At 67.7% G+C, this 18,826-nt stretch carries 18 protein-coding genes; 13 read left to right on the forward strand and 5 right to left on the reverse strand.

The window, feature by feature from the left end; genetic code table 11:
- Positions 1–246: 246 nt before the first annotated feature.
- Complete coding sequence (locus tag AC1DOM_RS00445; RefSeq protein WP_498959265.1) at positions 247–2,100, reverse strand: monovalent cation:proton antiporter-2 (CPA2) family protein; 1,854 nt, start codon at positions 2,098–2,100, stop codon at positions 247–249.
- A gap of 90 nt (positions 2,101–2,190) precedes the next feature.
- Here AC1DOM_RS00445 and AC1DOM_RS00450 point away from each other — a divergent pair, with 90 nt between their 5' ends.
- Both AC1DOM_RS00450 and AC1DOM_RS00455 read left to right on the forward strand, forming a co-directional pair.
- Positions 2,191–3,117 (forward strand): hypothetical protein, encoded by a 927-nt coding sequence (locus tag AC1DOM_RS00450; RefSeq protein ID WP_498959266.1) that lies wholly within the window; start codon positions 2,191–2,193, stop codon positions 3,115–3,117.
- Positions 3,118–3,182: 65 nt separating this feature from the next.
- Complete coding sequence (locus tag AC1DOM_RS00455) at positions 3,183–3,995, forward strand: DUF3800 domain-containing protein (RefSeq protein WP_498959267.1); 813 nt, start codon at positions 3,183–3,185, stop codon at positions 3,993–3,995.
- 141 nt (positions 3,996–4,136) lie between these two features.
- On the opposite strand, the gene rho is transcribed toward AC1DOM_RS00455, so the two are convergent.
- Together rho and trxA are read right to left on the reverse strand one after the other, a co-directional pair.
- A complete protein-coding gene (rho, locus tag AC1DOM_RS00460) occupies positions 4,137–5,825 on the reverse strand; it encodes a transcription termination factor Rho (RefSeq protein ID WP_498959268.1) in 1,689 nt (562 codons plus the stop codon).
- A 213-nt stretch (positions 5,826–6,038) separates the two neighbouring features.
- Positions 6,039–6,365, reverse strand: a complete 327-nt coding sequence (gene trxA / locus AC1DOM_RS00465) for a thioredoxin TrxA (RefSeq protein WP_498959269.1) — start codon at positions 6,363–6,365, stop codon at positions 6,039–6,041.
- A 203-nt stretch (positions 6,366–6,568) separates the two neighbouring features.
- Between trxA and rhlB the strand changes: the two genes are divergently transcribed.
- The 5 genes from rhlB to ung all read left to right on the forward strand — a co-directional run bounded on the left by rhlB (position 6,569) and on the right by ung (position 11,593).
- Complete coding sequence (gene rhlB, locus AC1DOM_RS00470; RefSeq protein ID WP_498959270.1) at positions 6,569–8,293, forward strand: ATP-dependent RNA helicase RhlB; 1,725 nt, start codon at positions 6,569–6,571, stop codon at positions 8,291–8,293.
- Between the two features lie 73 nt (positions 8,294–8,366).
- Positions 8,367–9,056, forward strand: coding sequence for a cell division ATP-binding protein FtsE (gene ftsE, locus AC1DOM_RS00475; RefSeq protein ID WP_498959271.1), 690 nt, complete (start codon positions 8,367–8,369; stop codon positions 9,054–9,056).
- Positions 9,049–10,044, forward strand: coding sequence for a permease-like cell division protein FtsX (gene ftsX / locus AC1DOM_RS00480; protein ID WP_498959272.1), 996 nt, complete (start codon positions 9,049–9,051; stop codon positions 10,042–10,044). The genes ftsE and ftsX overlap by 8 nt, the downstream gene beginning before the upstream one ends.
- Positions 10,041–10,892 (forward strand): response regulator, encoded by an 852-nt coding sequence (locus AC1DOM_RS00485; RefSeq protein ID WP_498959273.1) that lies wholly within the window; start codon positions 10,041–10,043, stop codon positions 10,890–10,892. The genes ftsX and AC1DOM_RS00485 overlap by 4 nt, the downstream gene beginning before the upstream one ends.
- Positions 10,889–11,593 (forward strand): uracil-DNA glycosylase, encoded by a 705-nt coding sequence (gene ung / locus AC1DOM_RS00490; RefSeq protein WP_498959274.1) that lies wholly within the window; start codon positions 10,889–10,891, stop codon positions 11,591–11,593. Before AC1DOM_RS00485 ends, ung begins: the two co-directional genes overlap by 4 nt.
- On the opposite strand, the gene folE is transcribed toward ung, so the two are convergent.
- A complete protein-coding gene (gene folE, locus AC1DOM_RS00495) occupies positions 11,590–12,204 on the reverse strand; it encodes a GTP cyclohydrolase I (protein WP_498959275.1) in 615 nt (204 codons plus the stop codon). The two genes, ung and folE, sit on opposite strands and share 4 nt — an antisense overlap.
- Before the next feature lie 113 nt (positions 12,205–12,317).
- Between folE and AC1DOM_RS00500 the strand changes: the two genes are divergently transcribed.
- Genes AC1DOM_RS00500 through AC1DOM_RS00525 form a run of 6 tightly spaced genes read left to right on the forward strand, consistent with a single transcriptional unit; the run spans position 12,318 to position 17,926 of the window.
- Positions 12,318–13,844, forward strand: coding sequence for an FAD-dependent oxidoreductase (locus AC1DOM_RS00500; RefSeq protein WP_498959276.1), 1,527 nt, complete (start codon positions 12,318–12,320; stop codon positions 13,842–13,844).
- Positions 13,845–13,903: 59 nt separating this feature from the next.
- Positions 13,904–14,377: a hypothetical protein gene (locus AC1DOM_RS00505; protein ID WP_498959277.1), complete on the forward strand. Its 474-nt coding sequence runs from the start codon at positions 13,904–13,906 to the stop codon at positions 14,375–14,377.
- 32 nt (positions 14,378–14,409) lie between these two features.
- On the forward strand, positions 14,410–15,459 hold the full coding sequence (locus AC1DOM_RS00510) for a two-component system sensor histidine kinase NtrB (RefSeq protein ID WP_498959278.1): 1,050 nt from the start codon (positions 14,410–14,412) through the stop codon (positions 15,457–15,459).
- Positions 15,449–16,864: a nitrogen regulation protein NR(I) gene (gene ntrC / locus AC1DOM_RS00515; protein ID WP_498959279.1), complete on the forward strand. Its 1,416-nt coding sequence runs from the start codon at positions 15,449–15,451 to the stop codon at positions 16,862–16,864. The genes AC1DOM_RS00510 and ntrC overlap by 11 nt, the downstream gene beginning before the upstream one ends.
- Positions 16,865–16,880: 16 nt before the next feature.
- Positions 16,881–17,432: a superoxide dismutase family protein gene (locus tag AC1DOM_RS00520; RefSeq protein WP_498959280.1), complete on the forward strand. Its 552-nt coding sequence runs from the start codon at positions 16,881–16,883 to the stop codon at positions 17,430–17,432.
- Positions 17,429–17,926, forward strand: coding sequence for a GNAT family N-acetyltransferase (locus AC1DOM_RS00525; protein ID WP_498959281.1), 498 nt, complete (start codon positions 17,429–17,431; stop codon positions 17,924–17,926). The genes AC1DOM_RS00520 and AC1DOM_RS00525 overlap by 4 nt, the downstream gene beginning before the upstream one ends.
- Before the next feature lie 4 nt (positions 17,927–17,930).
- Here the strand turns inward: AC1DOM_RS00525 and AC1DOM_RS00530 are convergent, their stop codons facing one another.
- Positions 17,931–18,818, reverse strand: coding sequence for a hypothetical protein (locus AC1DOM_RS00530; protein ID WP_498959282.1), 888 nt, complete (start codon positions 18,816–18,818; stop codon positions 17,931–17,933).
- Positions 18,819–18,826 lie beyond the last annotated feature (8 nt).

Here is an 18,826-nt window from a genome sequence, read left to right on the forward strand (position 1 = left end):
CCAGAGTGGAATATCCAAGAGTCCCCGGCCCGCTGAACGAAAACCCGCCTCCCGGCGGGTTTTCCATTTCAGGGCCCATGTCTGTTCGGCGGTGGATGCGTATGGCGTCCGTTCGCTGCGTTGACGATCAGCGTCGCCAAGCTCACTTTCTTCGCCCCTGCCTTCACCTGCGCCGCATCGTTACGCGGGTATGCGCTTTCGATTTCCAGCTCGATGAACGCATTACGTTGTGGCAACGAGAAACGGCTACGCATCCCCCGGGCGAACCGACGCCTGGTCCGCCGCGGTCATCCCTCCTTCCGCACGCGGTTGCCCCAAACCGCCGAGGACGCCTTCGCCGCGGTCGGCGCCGAAGAGTTGTTCGAGTTCGACGCGCGCCTGCGCGACCGTCTGCAGGATCGCCTGTTCGTCGTCCTGCACGAGGTATTGCGTGCGCAGCAGTGCTTCGTCGTGTTCGCGGAAGCGGCGCGCGCGTTCGGCGGCGGCGGCGGGCGACAGGCCCATTTCGACGAGCACGCGTTCGCCCATCACCAGGCTGGAGTGAAAGGTTTCGCGCACGACCTGCGCGCCGTGGTCCATCAATTGCCACGCGTGGCGGCGATTGCGGGCGCGCGCGAAGACGGTCGCTTCGGGATACAGGCGGCGGATGGTGTCGACCGTGCGCAGGTTGGCTTCGACATCGTCGATCGCGATCACGAACACTTTCACCTGCGCCGCGCCGGCCGAACGCAGCAATTCGGAGTTGGCCGGATCGCCGTAATAGATCGTGCTGCCGAAGCGGCGCATGAACTCCACCTGCTCCTGGCTGTGCTCGATCGCGATGAAGGGAATGCGCTGCGCCGCGAGCAATCGCGCGATGACCTGGCCGAAGCGGCCCATGCCCGCGATGAGCACCTGGGGTTCCTGCTCCTGCACGCCGATCTTGTCGAATTTTTCCGGCTTCGCCGGTTTCGTGACGACCAACCAGCGCGAGAGGAAGATGTACAGCGGCGGGGTCAGCGCCATCGACATGCCGACGATCGCCACCAAGTGTCCCTGCAGGTCGCGGCCGATCAAGCCGACGCGCGCCGCATCGCCGAACACGACGAAGGCGAACTCGCCGCCGAGGGCGAGCACGCTGGCCAGCAGCAGCGAATCGCGATTCTGCAGGCCGCCCGAAACGCGGCCAATGCCGTACAGCAGGACGAACTTCGTGGTCATCAGCAACGTCACGCCGACGCCGACGAACCACGGATCGGCGATCACCGCGGTGACGTTGATCGACATGCCCACTGCGATGAAGAACAGGCCGAGCAGCAAGCCTTCGAAGGGTTTGATCTGCGCTTCGAGCTCGTGGCGGAATTCCGAATCGGCGAGCAGCACGCCGGCGAGGAATGCGCCCAGGCCCATCGTCAGCCCCGCCAGCTGCATGATCCACGCCGCGCCCAGCACGGTGAGCAGCGCGCTTGCCGTGAAGACTTCGGGCATGTCGATGCGCGCGACGATCCGGAACATCTGCCGCAACAACAAGCGGCCGCCGACCACGACGATCGCGATCGCGCCGATCGCCTTGCCGACCGCCATCCACGACACGCCCTGCCCCTGCGCGCCGCCCAGCAAGGGAATCGCAGCCAGCAGCGGAATCGCCGCGAGATCCTGGAACAGCAGGATCGCGAACGCGAGCCGCCCATGCGCGGTGGTCAGCGCCTTGCGCTCGGCCAGCAATTGCAGGCCGACAGCCGTGGAGGAAAACGCGAGGCCCAGGCCGATGACGATCGTCGCGGGGAACACCACGCCGCGCAATTGCGTGAGCAGCGCCAGCGCGATGCCGCAAGCGAGCATCTGCAGGCCGCCCGAACCGAAGACCGGCTTGCGCATCACCGACAGGCGCGAAGGCGAGAGTTCCAGGCCGATGACGAACAGCAGCATGACTACGCCGATTTCGCTGGCGCCGAGCACGGGCGCGACATCGCGGATCACGCGGAATCCGTAAGGCCCCAGCGCGACGCCGGCGACCAGGTAGCCCAGCACCGCGCCCAGCCCGAACTTGCGGAACACCGGGACCGCGACCACTGCGGCCAGCAGGAACACCAGGGCCAGTTCGAGTCCGCCGCCGTGCATGACCACCTCCTCGGGCGATTATGTAGGATGCGGTCGCAGGCGGCATGACGGCCGCTGGCGGACCTTCCACCACGAATCGGGACCACGGCCATGCAACGGACTGCCCGCATCGCGTCGTTCGCCTGCGTCCTCGCGCTACCCGCGATCGCCGGCACTTCCACCCCGACACCGCAGATCGAAGACGTCCTGACGATGCGCGTCGACGGAACGATCGCGGTCGACGAGACCGGCAAGGTCATCGGGCACACGGTCGAGACGCAACTGGATCCGAAGCTGCGCGGACTCGTCGACAGCGCGGTCGCGCAGTGGCGATTCGCGCCGCCCACGATCGCCGGCAAGCCGGCGCGCGTGAAGAGCGCGATGCGCGTCACCCTCGCCGGTCGCAAGGTCGACGAGGGAACCAGCGTCACGATCGACAACGTCTACTTCTTCAACGGCGACAAGTCGCACGCGCCTTCCCACCTCGAAGCCCAGGCGTCGGCCGTGGCGGAGGCCGCGAAAAACCAGCGCGCCACCATGAAGATCGAAAAAATGGTGCACCCGGTCGCCTATCCCCGGGACTACCACGTCAATGGCGTGATCACGCTGGCGATCCGCGCCAATCCGGACGGCACCGTCGCCGCCGTGTTTCCCACGCAGTGCAGCCTGTATTTCGCGGGCGGCCCGCGCCTGCTGCTGGCGCGCGCATGCAAGCGCATGTCCGAGGTTGCGGCGAATACGGTGAAGACCTGGAAAATGGGCGTGCAGCTCAATGGCGATCCGCCGACGCCGGAAAACCTCACCGGCACGCTGGCGATCGAATACAAGGTGGACACCGACGCCAAGCGCGTCGAAGCGACCGGCGAACCGGGCCGCTGGCGCGCGGAGGCACGCACGGCCTATACCCGGGCGCCATGGCTGGAAGAAGATCGCTTCGCGCAGCGCGTCGGCACGTCGGATGTCAGCGGCGCGGAGCTGGTGCCGGAGCAGTCGCCGCTGCAGCGGATCGAGGACGACGCAGCGCCGCGGGCGCTCTGACGGCGAAGATCTGATTCGCCTCGCAACCAGCCGCCAATCCGAAACACGCCGATCGATTTCCGTGTTTGACGAAGACCACGCGCGCTCCTGACGGCGCGGGGTTTCCGGAAACTGCGCCAACGATCGAGATCGCGGGCACCGGCATGTTCCTGGATGAGTTCAGCGGCCACATCGCATACGTGGACGAGAGTGGAGATCACGGACTTGCGCCGCTCGACGTGCAGTACCCGATCTTCGTCCTGGCGCTATGCGTTTGTTCGAAGCCGCCTTACTTGCGGCAGCTGGTGCCCGCATTCAAGTCCCTCAAGTTCCAGCAGTTCGGGCATGACATGGTGGTGTTGCATGAACACGCCATCCGAAAAAGGCTTGGGCCGTTCTCTTTCAACGATGTCGGCCGGCGCGTGAGGTTCGTCGAAGACCTCACGTCGGTCATTGCCGACGGGGAGTTCTGCATCATCGCGTCCGCGATCGACAAAGCCCGATGGGCATCGCAGACCACCGCCGGCAATCCCTATCACCTCGCCTTGGGGCTTTGTCTGGAGGCCCTTTACGAGTTGATGCTGGAAAGACGCGAGGCCGACCCGGTCACCCATGTCGTCGTCGAATGTCGTGGCCCAAAGGAGGATCGCGAGTTGGCAACTGCCTTCGAAGCGATTTGCGCCGGCGCCAATCGATGGGGGAAGGTGCTGCCGTTCGCGATCGTCTTCGCACACAAGCAGTCGAATTCGACGGGGCTGCAGTTGGCCGATCTCGTCGCTCGTCCGATCGGATTGTCGGTGCTTCGGCCTGGAAGGGAGAATCGCGCCTTCGACGTACTCAGGCACAAGATCCATCGACTGATTGTTTTCCCGGGCTCGGAAAACAAAAGGCCCCGGTGAGCGCACCGAGGCCAATCGCCGACCGGGTTATCCCCAATCCGGAAGCGATTTTCCATTGCGCGGCGCCACGGCGCAATGCGCCATTCAAACGAAAACGCCCTGCAATGCAGGGCGTTCGTCTTTGCTGTCGGATGTCGCGCCTCAGCGCTTCATCGACCCGAAGAACTCGTCGTTGGACTTGGTGTTCTTCATCTTGTCGAGCAGGAATTCCATCGCGGCGATCTCGTCCATCGGGTGGAGGAGCTTGCGCAGGATCCAGATCTTCTGGAGCATTTCCGGATCGATGAGCAGGTCTTCGCGGCGCGTGCCCGAGCGGTTGATGTCGATCGCGGGATAAACGCGCTTCTCGGTGATGCGGCGGCTCAGGAGCACTTCGGAGTTGCCGGTGCCCTTGAACTCTTCGTAGATCACCTCGTCCATCTTGCTGCCCGTTTCGACCAGCGCGGTGGCGATGATCGTCAGCGAACCGCCTTCCTCGACGTTGCGCGCGGCGCCGAAGAAACGCTTCGGGCGATGCAGCGCGTTGGCGTCGACGCCGCCGGTGAGCACCTTGCCGGAGCTCGGGACGACGTTGTTGTAGGCGCGGGCCAGGCGGGTGATGGAGTCGAGCAGGATGACGACATCCTTCTTGTGCTCGACCAGGCGCTTGGCGCGCTCGATCACCATTTCTGCGACCTGCACGTGGCGGGCGGCGGGTTCGTCGAAGGTCGACGAAATCACCTCGCCGCGCACGGTGCGCTGCATTTCGGTCACTTCTTCCGGGCGCTCGTCGATGAGCAGCACGATCAGGTGCACGTCCGGGTGGTTGGTCGTGATGGCCGTGGCGACCTGCTGCAGCATCATCGTCTTGCCCGCCTTGGGCGGCGAGACGATCAGGGCGCGCTGGCCCTTACCCTGCGGCGCCATCAGGTCGAGGATGCGGCCCGAGATGTCCTCGGTGCTGCCGTTGCCGCGCTCCAGCGTGAAGCGGCGGCGCGGGAACAGCGGGGTGAGGTTCTCGAACAGGACCTTGTTCTTCGAAGCTTCCAGCGGCTCGCCGTTGATCGTGTCGACCACCGACAGCGCGAAGTAGCGTTCGCCGTCCTTCGGGAAGCGGATGCGGCCGGACAGGTGATCGCCCGTGCGCAGGTTGAAGCGGCGGATCTGGCTCGGGGAGATGTAGGTATCGTCCGGGCCGGCCAGGTAACTGGCCTCGGCCGCGCGGAGGAAACCGAACCCGTCGGGCAGGATTTCGAGCACGCCGTCGGCGGCGACGCCTTCACCGTGGCGCGTCAGCACCTTGAGCAGGGCGAAGATCACGTCCTGCTTGCGGGCGCGGGCCACGCCTTCGGAGATGTTCAGCTGCTCGGCGATCTCCAGCAACTTCGGCGCGGGCATGCGCTTGAGGTCGCTGAGCGAGTACTGCGGGAAGCCTTCGGGCACGCTCGGCGGCGGCTGGCGCTGCTGCTGTTGCTGGAAGTTCTGTTCGCCGCCGCCATTGTCCTGCGGCATGCCGTCGTCGCGGTAGCGCTCGCGCTGGCGGTCGCGGCGGTTGCGGAAGCGGTCGCGGCGATTGTTGTTGTTGAAGCGCTGCTGGTCGCCGCCCTGCCCGTCCTGGCCGCCATCCTGGCCGCCGCCGGCATCGCCCTGCGATTGCGGGGCTTGCTGCTGCGGGGGCTGCGATTGCTGCTGCGGGGGCTGCGGTGCGGGTGCCGGCGGGGGCGGCGGAGGCGCGGCCTGTGCGGGCGGCGAGGGCGGAGTGGCTACGGCGGTGTCGCCCGCGGCAGTGGCGCGCGGTTTGCGCACGCGCTTCGCGGCGACGTCGCCGGAGTCGGTGGTGTTGTCGGACAAGCTGGGATCCTCGCTAAGCGGCGAGCGCTCGCGGTGCGCGAGCGGGGTTCTGGAAAGAGGGTTTCAGTAGGGTGCGGCGCGCGCATCGCGGCGCCGGGTGAGTCGAAAGCTAGCACTGCCCCGGCGCGGCGGCAAGCCTGCCGACGTCACCGAGGAGTGTGGTTCATGCGAAGTCGCGGCGGTGCGAAGGCGCGCCGCGAGCATAAAAGGGCTTCAGAGCGCCTTGTCGAGCATCTGCGCGAGCTGCGCCTTGCCCACCGCGCCGATCTGGGTGGCCTGGACCTGGCCGTCCTTGAACAGGAGCAGCGTGGGGATCGAGCGCACGTGGTACTTCATCGCCGTGTTGCGGTTGGCGTCGATGTCGACCTTCACGATCTTGGCGCGGCCGGCATAACCAGCGGCCAGCTCGTCGAGGGCGGGGGCGATCATCTTGCACGGGCCGCACCAGGTCGCCCAGAAATCCACCAGCACCGGCCCGGATGCGTTGAGCACCTGGTTGTCGAAATCGGAATCGGTGGCGTGGATGACGGAGTCGTTCATTGCGTCCTCGGGGTCGTTCTGCGGCGGGCTGGCCGCGCGTGAAATAAAGGAACCCACGGGCTTCCGCGGGCTGCTGCTAGACTTGGGCGCTAACCGCGGCGGCTTCAAGCCCCGCCCGCACCCGGATTCAGCGCCCCGGCAGTCTGCTTCGCAGCCGCCCCCCGGCGCAAGGGCGACCCGGCGCCACCCACCATACCGAGCGCATGAGCGACAAGCCCCTAACCGATATCGCCTTTTCCGAATTCGACCTCCATCCCGCGCTGCTGGCCGGGCTCGAGGCCGCCGGGTTCAACCGTTGCACGCCCATCCAGGCGCTGACCCTCCCGATCGCCCTGGCCGGGCGGGACGTCGCCGGGCAGGCCCAGACGGGCACGGGCAAGACCCTCGCCTTCCTGATCACGACGCTGAACCGCCTGCTCACGCGCCCCGCGCTGGCCGACCGCAAGCCGGAAGACCCGCGCGCGCTGATCCTGGCGCCCACCCGCGAACTGGCGATCCAGATCCACAAGGATGCGGTGAAGTTCGGCAGCGACCTGGGCCTGAAGTTCGCCCTGGTCTACGGCGGCGTGGACTACGACAAGCAGCGCCAGCTGCTCCAGGCCGGCGCCGACGTGATCATCGCAACGCCCGGCCGCCTGATCGACTACGTCAAGCAGCACAAGGTGGTTTCGCTGCACGCCTGCGAGATGTGCGTGCTCGACGAAGCCGACCGCATGTTCGACCTGGGCTTCATCAAGGACATCCGCTTCCTGCTGCGCCGCATGCCCGAGCGCACGACGCGGCAGACGCTGCTGTTCTCGGCCACCCTCTCGCACCGCGTGCTGGAGCTGGCCTACGAACACATGAACGAGCCCGAGAAGCTCGTCGTCGAAACCGAAACGGTGACCGCCGCGCGCGTCCGCCAGAAGATCTATTACCCGGCCGACGAAGAGAAGATCCCGCTCCTGCTCGGCCTGCTCTCGCGCAGCGAAGGCGCGCGCACGATGGTGTTCGTCAACACCAAGGCCTTCGTCGAACGCGTCGCCCGCTCGCTGGAGAAGGCCGGCTACCGCGTCGGCGTGCTCTCCGGCGACGTGCCGCAGAAGAAGCGCGAGTCGCTGCTGAAGAAGTTCCAGGCCGGCCAGCTCGAAATCCTCGTGGCGACCGACGTCGCCGCGCGCGGCCTGCACATCGACGGCGTCTCGCACGTCTACAACTACGACCTGCCCTTCGATGCCGAGGACTACGTCCACCGCATCGGCCGCACCGCGCGCCTGGGCGCCGAGGGCGACGCGATCAGCTTCGCCTGCGAGCGCTACGGCATGTCGCTGCCCGACATCGAGGCCTACATCGACCAGAAGATCCCGGGCGAGCACGTCACGCCGGACATGCTGGTGGCGGTGCCGCGCGCGCCGCGCCCGGTGGTCGAAGGCGATGCGTCGGGCGAAGACGACAGCATCCACACGATTTTCCGCGAAGCCCGCGAGCAGAAGGCCGCCGACGAACAGCGTCGCGGCGGTGGCCGCGGCAAGCCGGGCGGCGGTTCGCGTGCCGGTGGTTCGCGTTCGGGCGGTCGCTCCGAGGGCGCCAGCGGCGAACGTCGCGAACGCTCCCCGCGTCCGCCGCGCAAGCGCGAAGGCGACGTGGCGGCGGCCGATGCCGCGCCGAAGCCCGAAGCTGCACCCAAGCCCGTCGTCGCGCAGGCAGCGAAGCCGCACGGCAACGGCGAGGCCGCGCAGGCCGAAGGCGAGCGCGCACCGCGCAAGCGCCGTCGCCGTCGTGGCGGCCGTCGCATCGAAGGCGCCGACACGCTGCAGGCCAAGCCCGCGCCCGTCGCCACCGCGGGCGCCGGCGCCGACACCCCGTCCGATGCCCGTCCGTCGCTGCTGGCACGCATCGGCAAGGGTTTGAAGTCGCTGGTCACGCGCGCGCCGCGTTCGCAACACTGACACCGCTAGGCGGGGTTCGCACAACCGTGCACCCCGCCTTCGCTGGCGTGGCGAATCGCGCCATACTCCGCCCATGTCGGTCCTGCGCTTCGACAACGTCAGCAAGCAATACCCCGGTGGCCACGTTGCACTGACGGATGTCAGTTTCGCGGTCGCACCGGGCGAAATGCTGTTCGTCACCGGCCACTCCGGCGCGGGCAAGAGCACGCTGCTCAAGTTGATCCAACTCGCCGAGCGCCCCTCGCGCGGCGCGGTGCTCTTCGACGAGAAGAACCTGGCGAAGGTGCGCGGCGGCAGGATCGCGCTGCATCGCCGTTCGGTCGGCGTGGTTTACCAGAACCATCAATTGCTCATGGATCGCACGGTCGGCGAGAACGTGTCGCTGCCGCTGATCCTGCGCGGCATGAAGCGCGGCGAGATCGGCAAGCGCGTGCGCTCGATGCTCGATCGCCTGGGCCTGGCCCCGCGCGAGAAGGCCTTGCCCTCGCAGTTGTCGGCCGGCGAGCAGCAACGCGTCGGCATCGCGCGCGCGCTGGTCGCCGAACCGATGCTGCTGGTCGCCGACGAACCCACGGGCAACCTCGATCCCACGCTGTCGGCGGAAATCCTCGCGTTGTTCGCCGCCCTGCCCGAACGCGGCACGAGTGTGCTCGTCGCCAGCCACGACCTCGGCCTGATCAAGCGCATGCGCAAGCGCGTGCTCGTGCTCGACCAGGGCAAGCTGGCCGACGACATCGCGCCGGAGGAACTCGCCGATGCCTGAGCAACAGGTCGGCGCGATTCCGGCGCCGAATGGCCGTGCTGCCAACACCCGGGACCGCCGCGTGCATTCGAGCGGCCTCGGCGCATGGGTCGACCATCATCTTTACAGCTTCATCGCCAGCCTCGGCCGCGTGTTCCGCAAGCCGTGGGCCACGCTGCTGACCATCGGCGTGATGGCGGTGGCGCTCGCCTTGCCGCTCGGGCTGTGGATCGTGCTCGCGAATGTCGAGCGCTTCGCCGGTGAAGTCCAGAGTTCGCGCCAGGTCGCGGTCTATCTGAAGGACGGCACCGACGCGACGCGCGCGAACGCGATCGCCGATGCGCTGCGCATGCGCGCGGATGTCGCATCGGTCGACGTGCGTTCGCCCGACCAGGGCTTGCAGACGCTCCGCGAACGCGACGGCCTTGGCGAAGCGGTCGACGCACTCGCCGCCACCGGCGATGCGAATCCGCTGCCGTGGCTGCTGCTCATCGCACCGCGCGGCAATGAATCGGTGTTGGCCGAATCGCTCCGGACGATGCCCGAGGCCGATCTCGTGCAGCACGACGCGAAGTGGCGCACGCGCCTGGACAACTGGCTGCGTTTCGGCAGCCGCGTGGCGCTCGTGCTCGCCGGGCTGCTCGGGCTGGGCGCATTGCTTGTGGTCGGCAACACGGTGCGGCTGGACATCCAGTCGCGTCGCGAAGAAATCGGCGTGCTGCAATTGCTGGGCGCCACCGACGGTTTCATTCGCCGGCCCTTCCTCTATCTGGGCGTGTGGTACGGGCTCGGTGCCGGCGCGCTCGCACTCGCGTTGCTCACCGGCGCGTGGATGGCGTTGCAGCAACCGCTCGCGCAACTGGCGGGCAGTTACGGCAGCGGGTTCACCTTGCAGGGCGTGGATGCGGTGCAGGCCGCGATCGTCCTGGGCGGCGCGACCTTGCTGGGCTGGGTCGGCGCCGGCATCGTTACCGGCCACTTCCTGCGCCAGACGCGGCCGACGCGATGAGCAAGGCGCCCGCCGACCTGCGGCACCTGATCAGCGACGCACCGCGCGTCATGGTCGTCGACGGCTCGAAGCTCGTGCGCAAGTTGATCGGCGACGTGTTGATGAAGGAATTGCCGAACGTCGAAGTCATCGGCTGCGCGGGCCTGGAAGAAGCGAAGGCCGCGCTCGAAACCGGCCCGTTCCACCTGGTCACCACGGCGCTCATCCTCGCCGACGGCGACGGCCTCACGGTCGCCAAGGCCGTACGCACCGCATCGGGCCAGGCCTACGTGCCGGTGATCGTCGTCTCCGGCGAAGCGCAGGCACGCCTGGAAAGCCGCAGCCTGAGCGAAGACGTCACCGATTATTTCGACAAGGGCCTCGGCCACACGGCGCTGGCGGCCTTCATCCGCGGCTACGTGCAGCCCGAACCGGTCGCCGGTGCGCGCGTGTTGTATGTCGAGGACAGCCGCGTCGTCGCGCTGGCCACCAAGCGCATGCTCGAACGCCAGGGCCTGAGCGTCGTGCACACCATCAGCGCCGAAGATGCATTGAAGTACCTGGAAGCCAATCGCGAAGGCGATGAAGCACCGGGCGCCGACCTCGTGCTCAGCGACGTCTATCTCAAGGGCGAGCTCAGCGGCCGCGACCTGCTCGCGCGCATCCGCAACGACTTCGGCTACAACAAGCGGCAACTGCCGGTGTTGGTGATGACCGGCGACGAGAACAAGGACAACCAGTCCGGCCTGTTGCGCGAAGGCGCGAACGACCTGGTGCTCAAGCCGATCGAAGAACGCCTGCTCGTGACCAAGACGCTGTTCCAGCTGCGCGTGGCGAAGCTGCCGGAGCAGCGCAGCATCGACGCATGACGGACGCGGCGGCCACGGGCGAGGGCGACCGCATTCGCCTGGATCCGAGTTGGAAAGCCCGCCTGGCCGATTACCTCGCGCGCGAAGACATGCAAACGCTGCGCGGTTTCCTTCGCGAACGCATGCAAAAGGGCACGCGCGTCTTCCCGCCCGCGCCGCAGATGTTCGCGGCCCTGGATGCCACGCCCTTCGACAAGGTCAAGGTCGTCATCCTCGGCCAGGATCCGTATCACGGCTTCGGCCAGGCGCACGGCCTGTGCTTCTCGGTGCAACACGGCACCGCCACGCCACCGTCGCTGGTGAACATCTTCAAGGAATTGCAGCGCGATCTCGGCATCCCGACACCGACGCACGGCTGCCTGGATCACTGGGCCGAACAAGGCGTGCTGCTGTTGAACGCCGTGCTGACGGTGGAAGAAGGCCGCGCTGGCGCGCACCAAGGCAAGGGATGGGAAGGCTTCACCGACCATATCGTCGAAACCCTCAACCGCGAGCGCGAACACCTCGTCTTCCTGTTGTGGGGCAGTTACGCGCAGGCCAAGGGCAAGATGATCGACACGTCGAAGCATCGCGTGCTCAAGGCGCCCCACCCTTCCCCGCTAAGTGCGCACCGCGGCTTCATCGGGTGCGGACATTTTTCGAAGGCGAACGAGTATCTGGTTCGCCATGGGATGACGCCGATTGATTGGCGCTTGCCTTAGGCCAACGACGCCAGCAACTCGCTCCGCCACGGCTCCCGTTCGAAATCTCCCAGCAAACGCTTGGTCACCATGCCGACGCCGTGCATCGCGATGCCGCGCGAGCCGATGCATTCGTGCGAGGCCTTGATCACCACCGCGACGCCGCGCGGTTGCAGCACGCGGTCGAGCGTGTCGGCGATCTCGCACGTCAGGCGTTCCTGGATCTGCAGGCGACGCGCGTAGGCGTCGACGAGGCGCGCGAGTTTCGAGATGCCGACGACGCGTTCGCCCGGCAGATAGGCGACGTGCGCGACGCCGCGGATCGCGGCCATGTGGTGTTCGCACATCGAACGCACGGGAATGTCGCGCAGCAGCACGATGTCGTCGTAACCCGCGCTTTCGAAATCGCGCGCGAGCAACGCGTCGGGGTCGATGGCGTAGCCGCCGAACCATTCTTCGTAGGCGCGCGCGACGCGCGCCGGCGTGTCGATCAGGCCCGCACGCGAGGGCGAATCGCCGGCCCAACGGATCAGGGTGCGGATCGCCGCTTCGGCTTCGTGGCGCGACGGGCGCGATTCCTCGATGGCGGGCGCGGATTGCGGGTCGATCAGCTGCAGGCGAGCGTCGAGCATGGGCGTTCTCCGGGGTTTTCCATCGGATGCGCGGGTGCGCGCGAGGTTCCCGGGAACGTCGCTCGCGCTGCCGCATCCATCGGAGGAAGATCGCGCGCACGGAGGATTGGCCGATGTCGCATACCGATGAGTTGCCCCCGGGGCCCGATTTCGCACTTGGCGTGCCGCTCGCGAGCGTGCCCACCGCGGGTGTGCTGGGAGGGCGCGTCGGCAAGGAAGCGGTGCTGATCGCGCGCCTGGACGATGGCTTGCATGCGATCGGCGCGACCTGCACGCATTACAGCGGCCCCCTCGCCGAAGGCCTGCGCGTCGGCGAGGAGATTCGTTGCCCGTGGCACCACGCGTGTTTCAGCTTGCGCGATGGCTTCGCGCGCAAGGCGCCCGCGTTCGGTCGATTGGCGACATGGCGCGTTGACATCGAAGGCGACACGGTCTTCGTGCGTGAGCAGACACACGCGAAACCTGCGACACCGCGGCCGCGCACGCCCCGCGAGCGCATCGTCATCATCGGCGGCGGCGCTGCAGGCTTCGCGGCCGCCGAACGCTTGCGCGATCTCGGGCACGCCGGATCGCTGACGATGCTCAGCGCGGATGCGGATGGGCCCTACGATCGCCCCAATCTGTCGAAGGACTATCTCGTCGGCAACATGCCCGAGGAGTGGATTCCGTTGTCGTCTCAGGCGCATTACGCAAAGCGCAAGATCGACCTGCGCGTCGGCAGCAAGGTCGTGTCCATCGATCCGAAAGCGCGCGAAGTCGTGCTGCGCGAAGGCGACCGCATCGGGTACGACGCGCTGTTGATCGCCACCGGTGCGGCGCCGAGGCCGCTGCGCCTGCCCGGCTTCGATCGCCCGAACGTGTTCGCGTTGCGTTCGCTCACCGACGCGCGCGCGATCATCGCGGCCTGCGCCAATGCGCGGTCCGTCGCATTCGTCGGCGCCGGTTTCATCGGCATGGAAGCGGCGGGCGCGTTGCGCGCGCGCGGGCTCGACGTCCATGTCGTCGCGCCGGATGCCGTGCCGATGGAACACGCGCTCGGCGCGGAGCTCGGCGCGTGGATTCAATCGCTGCATGCGGACAAGGGCGTGCAATTCCACTTGCGCGAGAAGCCCGCCAGCTTCGATGGGACCGCGCTGATTTGCGAAAGCGGTTTGCGCGTCGCGTGCGAGGTCCTGATCGTCGGCGTCGGCGTCGTGCCCCGCACCTCGCTCGCCGAAGAAGCAGGCCTGGCGGTGGACGATGGCATCGTCGTCGACGCCCACCTGCAAACCTCCCTGGCCGATCACTATGCCGCGGGCGATGTCGCGCGCTTTCCGATCGGCGACCAGCACGCACGCGTCGAACATTGGGTGCACGCGCAACGCATGGGCCAGCGCGCGGCGGCGAACATCCTCGGCGAAGGCCGCGTCTTCGATGACGTGCCCTTCTTCTGGACCCACCACCAGGGCGTCGAAGTGCGCTACTGCGGTTACGCGGGCAAATGGGACCGCGTGGAGATCGATGGCGCGCTGGAGGCGCAGGATTTCACTGCGCGTTACTTCCGTGGCGGAGCGCTGGTGGCCGCGGCGTCCGTCGGGCGCGACCTTGAGAACCTGCAGATCGAGGCCGACCTGCTTGGCCGGCAGCGCGCGATCCCCTAGGCTCGCGCCATTCACAGGGGAGTTGCCGAATGACCGTCAGGGGTTTGGTTGGAGCTGCGTTGCGGCTGTTTGCATTGTGGAGCGTGCTGGTCGCATTCAAGACATTGACCGCGGTTTACGCGTTGAACCCCGAGACCTGGTCCCTCGGGTTCGTTGCGGTCGTCGTCATGGTGGAGGGCCTGGTGTTCCTCGGGCTGTGGGGGGCGTCCTTCCAGATCGCAAAGTGGCTGGTTCCCGAACCCGTCGGCTCGTCGCCCGCTTCGCTCGACGCGCGCGGATTGCTGCGCACGGGTGCATCGCTCATCGGCCTGGGTCTGCTGGCGACGGCCCTCCCCGACGCGGTCCGCTGGGTCGCGATCGACAATTCCTCGGTCGGCGACGGTGACGACGTCCGGATCCGCATCGAGTTCGCGGTCGTGTTCGCGAAGCTGGCGATCGCCGCGTTCCTGTTGTTCAAGAACGACGCCATTGCGGGCGCTTGCCTGCCCGCGCAGCGTTCCGACGAAGCCCTGGTGCCGACCAGCGATCCCTAGCCCCAAGCCACGTTCCGCACTACATTGGTGCAATGTTGGCCGCCCCGCCCGACCTCGATCTCCTCAGCACACCGGTCGCCTGGACCGGCGCCGACGGCCGGATCGCAGGCGCGAACGCGGCCTGCGCGCGGTGGCTCGGGGTCAGCGCCAAGCGTTTGGCGGGGGTGCCGCTGGCCGCGCTGGAGTTCGAAGGCGATGCGTTCGCTCGCGCCATTTCGGGGCAAGGCGAGGGCGCGCGCCTGCGCCGGATCCCCCTGGCCTTCCCCGGCACCGAGGTGCCGCGCTTCGCCGATGTCACCCTGACTGCGCGCGATGGCGGGGGCTGGTGGATCGAGGCGCATCCGGTCGACGAGTTTCCCGGCGACGATCCCGCGCAACTGTTGCCCAGTGCCCTGTCCGCTGCGTTGAAGGGGCTCGCGCACGAACTGCGCAATCCCCTCGCCGGTTTGAAGGGCGCCGCGCAATTGTTGTCGCGTCGGGTCGCGAACGACGACACGGGCCGCGAGCTCGTTTCGCTGATCGAATCGGAAGTCGACCGCCTGACCGGCCTGCTCGATCGGCTGTTGTCACCCGCGCCGCCGCGCCCGTTCGAACCGGTGAACATCCACGCGGTGCTCGAACGCGTGCTGCGCCTGGCCGAAAGCGACGCGGGCTGGGCCCTGCGCCTGGTGCGCGATTACGACCCGTCGCTGCCCGACGTGCTCGGCGACGGCGATCGCCTCACGCAGGCGGTGTGGAACCTGGTGCGCAATGCGATCGACGCCGGCGCCGCCAACATCACCCTGCGCACGCGCGCCGAACACAGCGTGCGCATCGGCGACGTGCCGCATGCGCTCGCGATGCGGCTGGAAATCGTCGACGACGGCCGCGGCGTGCCGGAAGAACTCGCCGAACGCATTTTCCTGCCGCTGGTGAGCGGGCACGCGGCGGGCAGCGGCCTGGGGCTCGCGCTCGCGCAACAAGTCGCGCGCGAACATCGCGGTTCGCTCGCCTATCGCTCGCGGCCGGGGCACACGGTGTTCACCCTGTTGTTGCCCTTGTGGCTGGAAGACGAAGCGGAGGAGGGCGGTCATGTCGACTGAGGCACGCAACGCCGCGCGTGTATGGATCGTCGATGACGATCGCGCGGTGCGCTTCGTCCTGGCCACCGCCTTGCGCGAAGCCGGGCATGCAGTCGATGGATTCGAGAACGCGCGCGATGCGCTCGATGCGTTGCGTTCGCGTGGCGCACCCGACCTGTTGTTCACCGACGTCCGCATGCCGGGCGAAGATGGGCTTGCGTTGCTCGAGAAGTTGAAGATCGCCGCGCCGCAATTGCCGGTCATCGTGATGAGCGCCTACACCGACATCGCGAGCACCGCGGGCGCCTTCCGCGGCGGCGCCTACGAATTCCTGTCCAAGCCTTTCGACCTGGATGCGGCTGTTGAAATCGCAGCCCGCGCGCTGCCGGCGGCGAACGTGCATGCGACGACGCTCGCACCGACGAGCCCGCCCAACCAGGAACTCATCGGCGATACGCCCGCGATGCGCGCGTTGTTCCGCAGCATCGGGCGCCTGGCGCAAGCCCCGTTGTCGGTGCTGATCACGGGCGAGACGGGCACGGGCAAGGAACTCGTCGCGCGCGCGTTGCATCGCGAATCGCCGCGCGCGTATCGGCCCTTCGTTGCCTTGAACACTGCCGCGATTCCCTCCGAGCTGCTGGAGAGCGAACTGTTCGGTCATGAAGCCGGCGCCTTCACCGGCGCGCAGAAGCGCCATGTCGGCCGTTTCGAGCAAGCCGACGGCGGCACGCTGTTCCTCGATGAAATCGGCGACATGCCGCTGCCGTTGCAGACGCGCCTGTTGCGCGTGCTCGCCGAAGGGGAGTTCTTCCGCGTGGGCGGGCGCGAATTGATCCGCGTCGACGTGCGCGTGATCGCCGCCACGCACCAGCAACTCGAACGTCTCGTCGCCGAAGGGAAGTTCCGCGCGGACCTGTTGCATCGCCTCGATGTCGTGCGCCTGCATCTGCCGCCCCTGCGCGATCGCCGCGAAGACGTGCCGGCACTCGCCGAGCGTTTCCTCGCCGCGGCCGCGCGCAAACTTGGCGCGCCGGCGAAGCGTTTCGCGAAGCCGGCGCTCGACCGCCTGCGCAAGTACGATTGGCCCGGCAACGTGCGCGAGCTCGAGAACGTGTGCTGGCGCCTGGCCGCGCTCGCGCCCGGCGATACGATCGGTACGGCAGAGCTCGACATGGCCTTCGCGCACGCGGTGCCGGAGACGGCGCACGACGAGGATTGGGAAGCAGCGCTCGCACGCTGGGCGCGCGAACGGCTGACATCGGGCGCGGCCGATCTCCACGCCGATGCGCGCGAACGCTTCGAGCGCATCCTGTTCGACGCCGCGCTCGAACATACGCAAGGCCATCGCGGCGAAGCGGCCCAACGGCTTGGACTCGGACGTAACACGCTCACCCGCAAGCTCGGCCCCGGCCGCAAGCGGCACTGACCAAGGAGGACTTCGTATGCGCCACGCCATCGCCATCGTCGCCACGCTCACGCTCGCTGCCTGCGCGAGCGCGCCGAAACCCGCGCCGACACCTCCGCCTTCGGCCAGCACGGCGAAGGAAGGCCGCGCCAATCTCGCTCCGGCCTCCGGCAGCCTCGTCAGTGGCCGCGTCACCATTGTCCCGATGGGCGACGGCGTGCATCTCACCGGCACCGTCGGCGGATTCCTGCCGAACAGCGTCCACGCGATCCACGTGCACGAGAAAGGCGATTGCACCGCGGCCGATGCCAGTTCGGCGGGCGGGCACTTCAATCCGATGGGACAACCCCATGGCCGCGCCAACACGCCGACGCACCACGCGGGCGACATGGACAACATCGCCGCGAATGCGCAGGGCCAGGTGAATCTCGACATCCATCTGGCGGGCGTGACGCTCGGCGGCGCCGCGGCGAACGACATCGCCGATCGTGCGCTCGTCGTGCATGCGGCGGCGGACGATTACACCTCGCAACCGGCGGGCAATGCCGGCGCGCGCGTCGCGTGCGCGGTCATCAAGATCGTGCAATGACGCACGCCTTCCGCATTCGTCCCGCGCATCCGGCGGACGCCGAGCTGATCGCCGAGTGGAATACGGCGATGGCGATGGAAACCGAAGGCAAGCAGTTCGATGCGGCGACGGTGCGTGCCGGCGTCGCCGCGGGCATCGCCGATCCGCGCAAGTCGCGGTACTTCGTCGCGATGGAAGATGCGACGTTCGCGGGCGCGGAAACCATCGGCGTTCCCGTCGGCACCCTGATGCTCACCACCGAATGGAGCGATTGGCGCAACGGCGATTGGTGGTGGATCCAGAGCGTCTACGTGCCGACGCAACACCGCCGAAAAGGCGTGTTTTCGGCGCTGTATCGCCACGTCGAAGGCTTGGCGAAGCAGACGCAGGGCGTCGTCGGGCTACGCTTGTTCGTCGAGCGCGACAACGAAAATGCCCAGCGCACGTACGAAGCGCTGGGCATGGTGGACGAAGGCTACCGTTTGTATTTCGCGCGCACCGACGGCGGCACGTAAGGCGTCAGAGTTCTTCGTGCGCGTCGTGTTGCGCGTCGCAGTGCACGAACGTCACCGGGATGCCGTGCGCTTGAAGGACGGCCGCGAACTGGCGCTGCCGCGCCTGGAAGAATTCGAAAGCGCGTTCGAGCTTGTCGCACTGGCCTTCGGTCGCATGGGCGGCTTCGGGCGCATAGCGTTCGCGCCAGGCTTGCGGCGTGAACATCGCGATGCGTGCTTCGCGCTCGGTGTAATGCACGACAGGTTCGGGATTGCTGTCGAGCCATTCTTCCGCATCGGGCGCGAGCAGCGCGGCTTCGAGGATCGGCCACAGCGGCGCCAGGCCCGCGTGTTCGTATTGCATCGCCATCATCGCCGCGAGGTCGTGCAGCGTGAGGTAGCGCGCGTGTTCGACTTTCAGGCCGAAGGCGTCCTGCGCGAGCAACGCGGTCGCAGCGCCCGCCATGCCGCGCTCCATCAGGTCGCGTTCGAACAGATCGCCGACGCGCGTGGCGATGTCCGCATCGCCTCCCAGGACGAAAGGCACCAGGCGCAGCGGGCCACCGGCGTATTCGGCCTGCGGCGTCAGCGCGCCGGGCAGGGTGTCGGCATGCGCACCGAACGCGACCACGCGGCCGGCCGCATCGCCGGGCGCGCGCGCGGCGAGTTGGTCGAGTTCGCGATGCAGGGGCCAACCGGGCCGCAGCAACTCGACCACGTCGTAGTGCGCACCCACGGTCACCAATTGCAGGGCATCGGCGCCGTCGGCGAAGCCCGACAGGTCCTGCGCCATTTTCTGCGCGAGCGCACCGGCGTCGGCCTGGGGCAGCGCGGTGCGCTGCGCATGCGAGCCGGGCGCGAGTTCCAGCGCGAGGGCGCCGAGCAATTGGAGGTCGGGCGTTGCGTTGTTCATCTGTCGGC

It is taken from the genome of Lysobacter sp. P5_B12 (genome assembly GCF_056400425.1).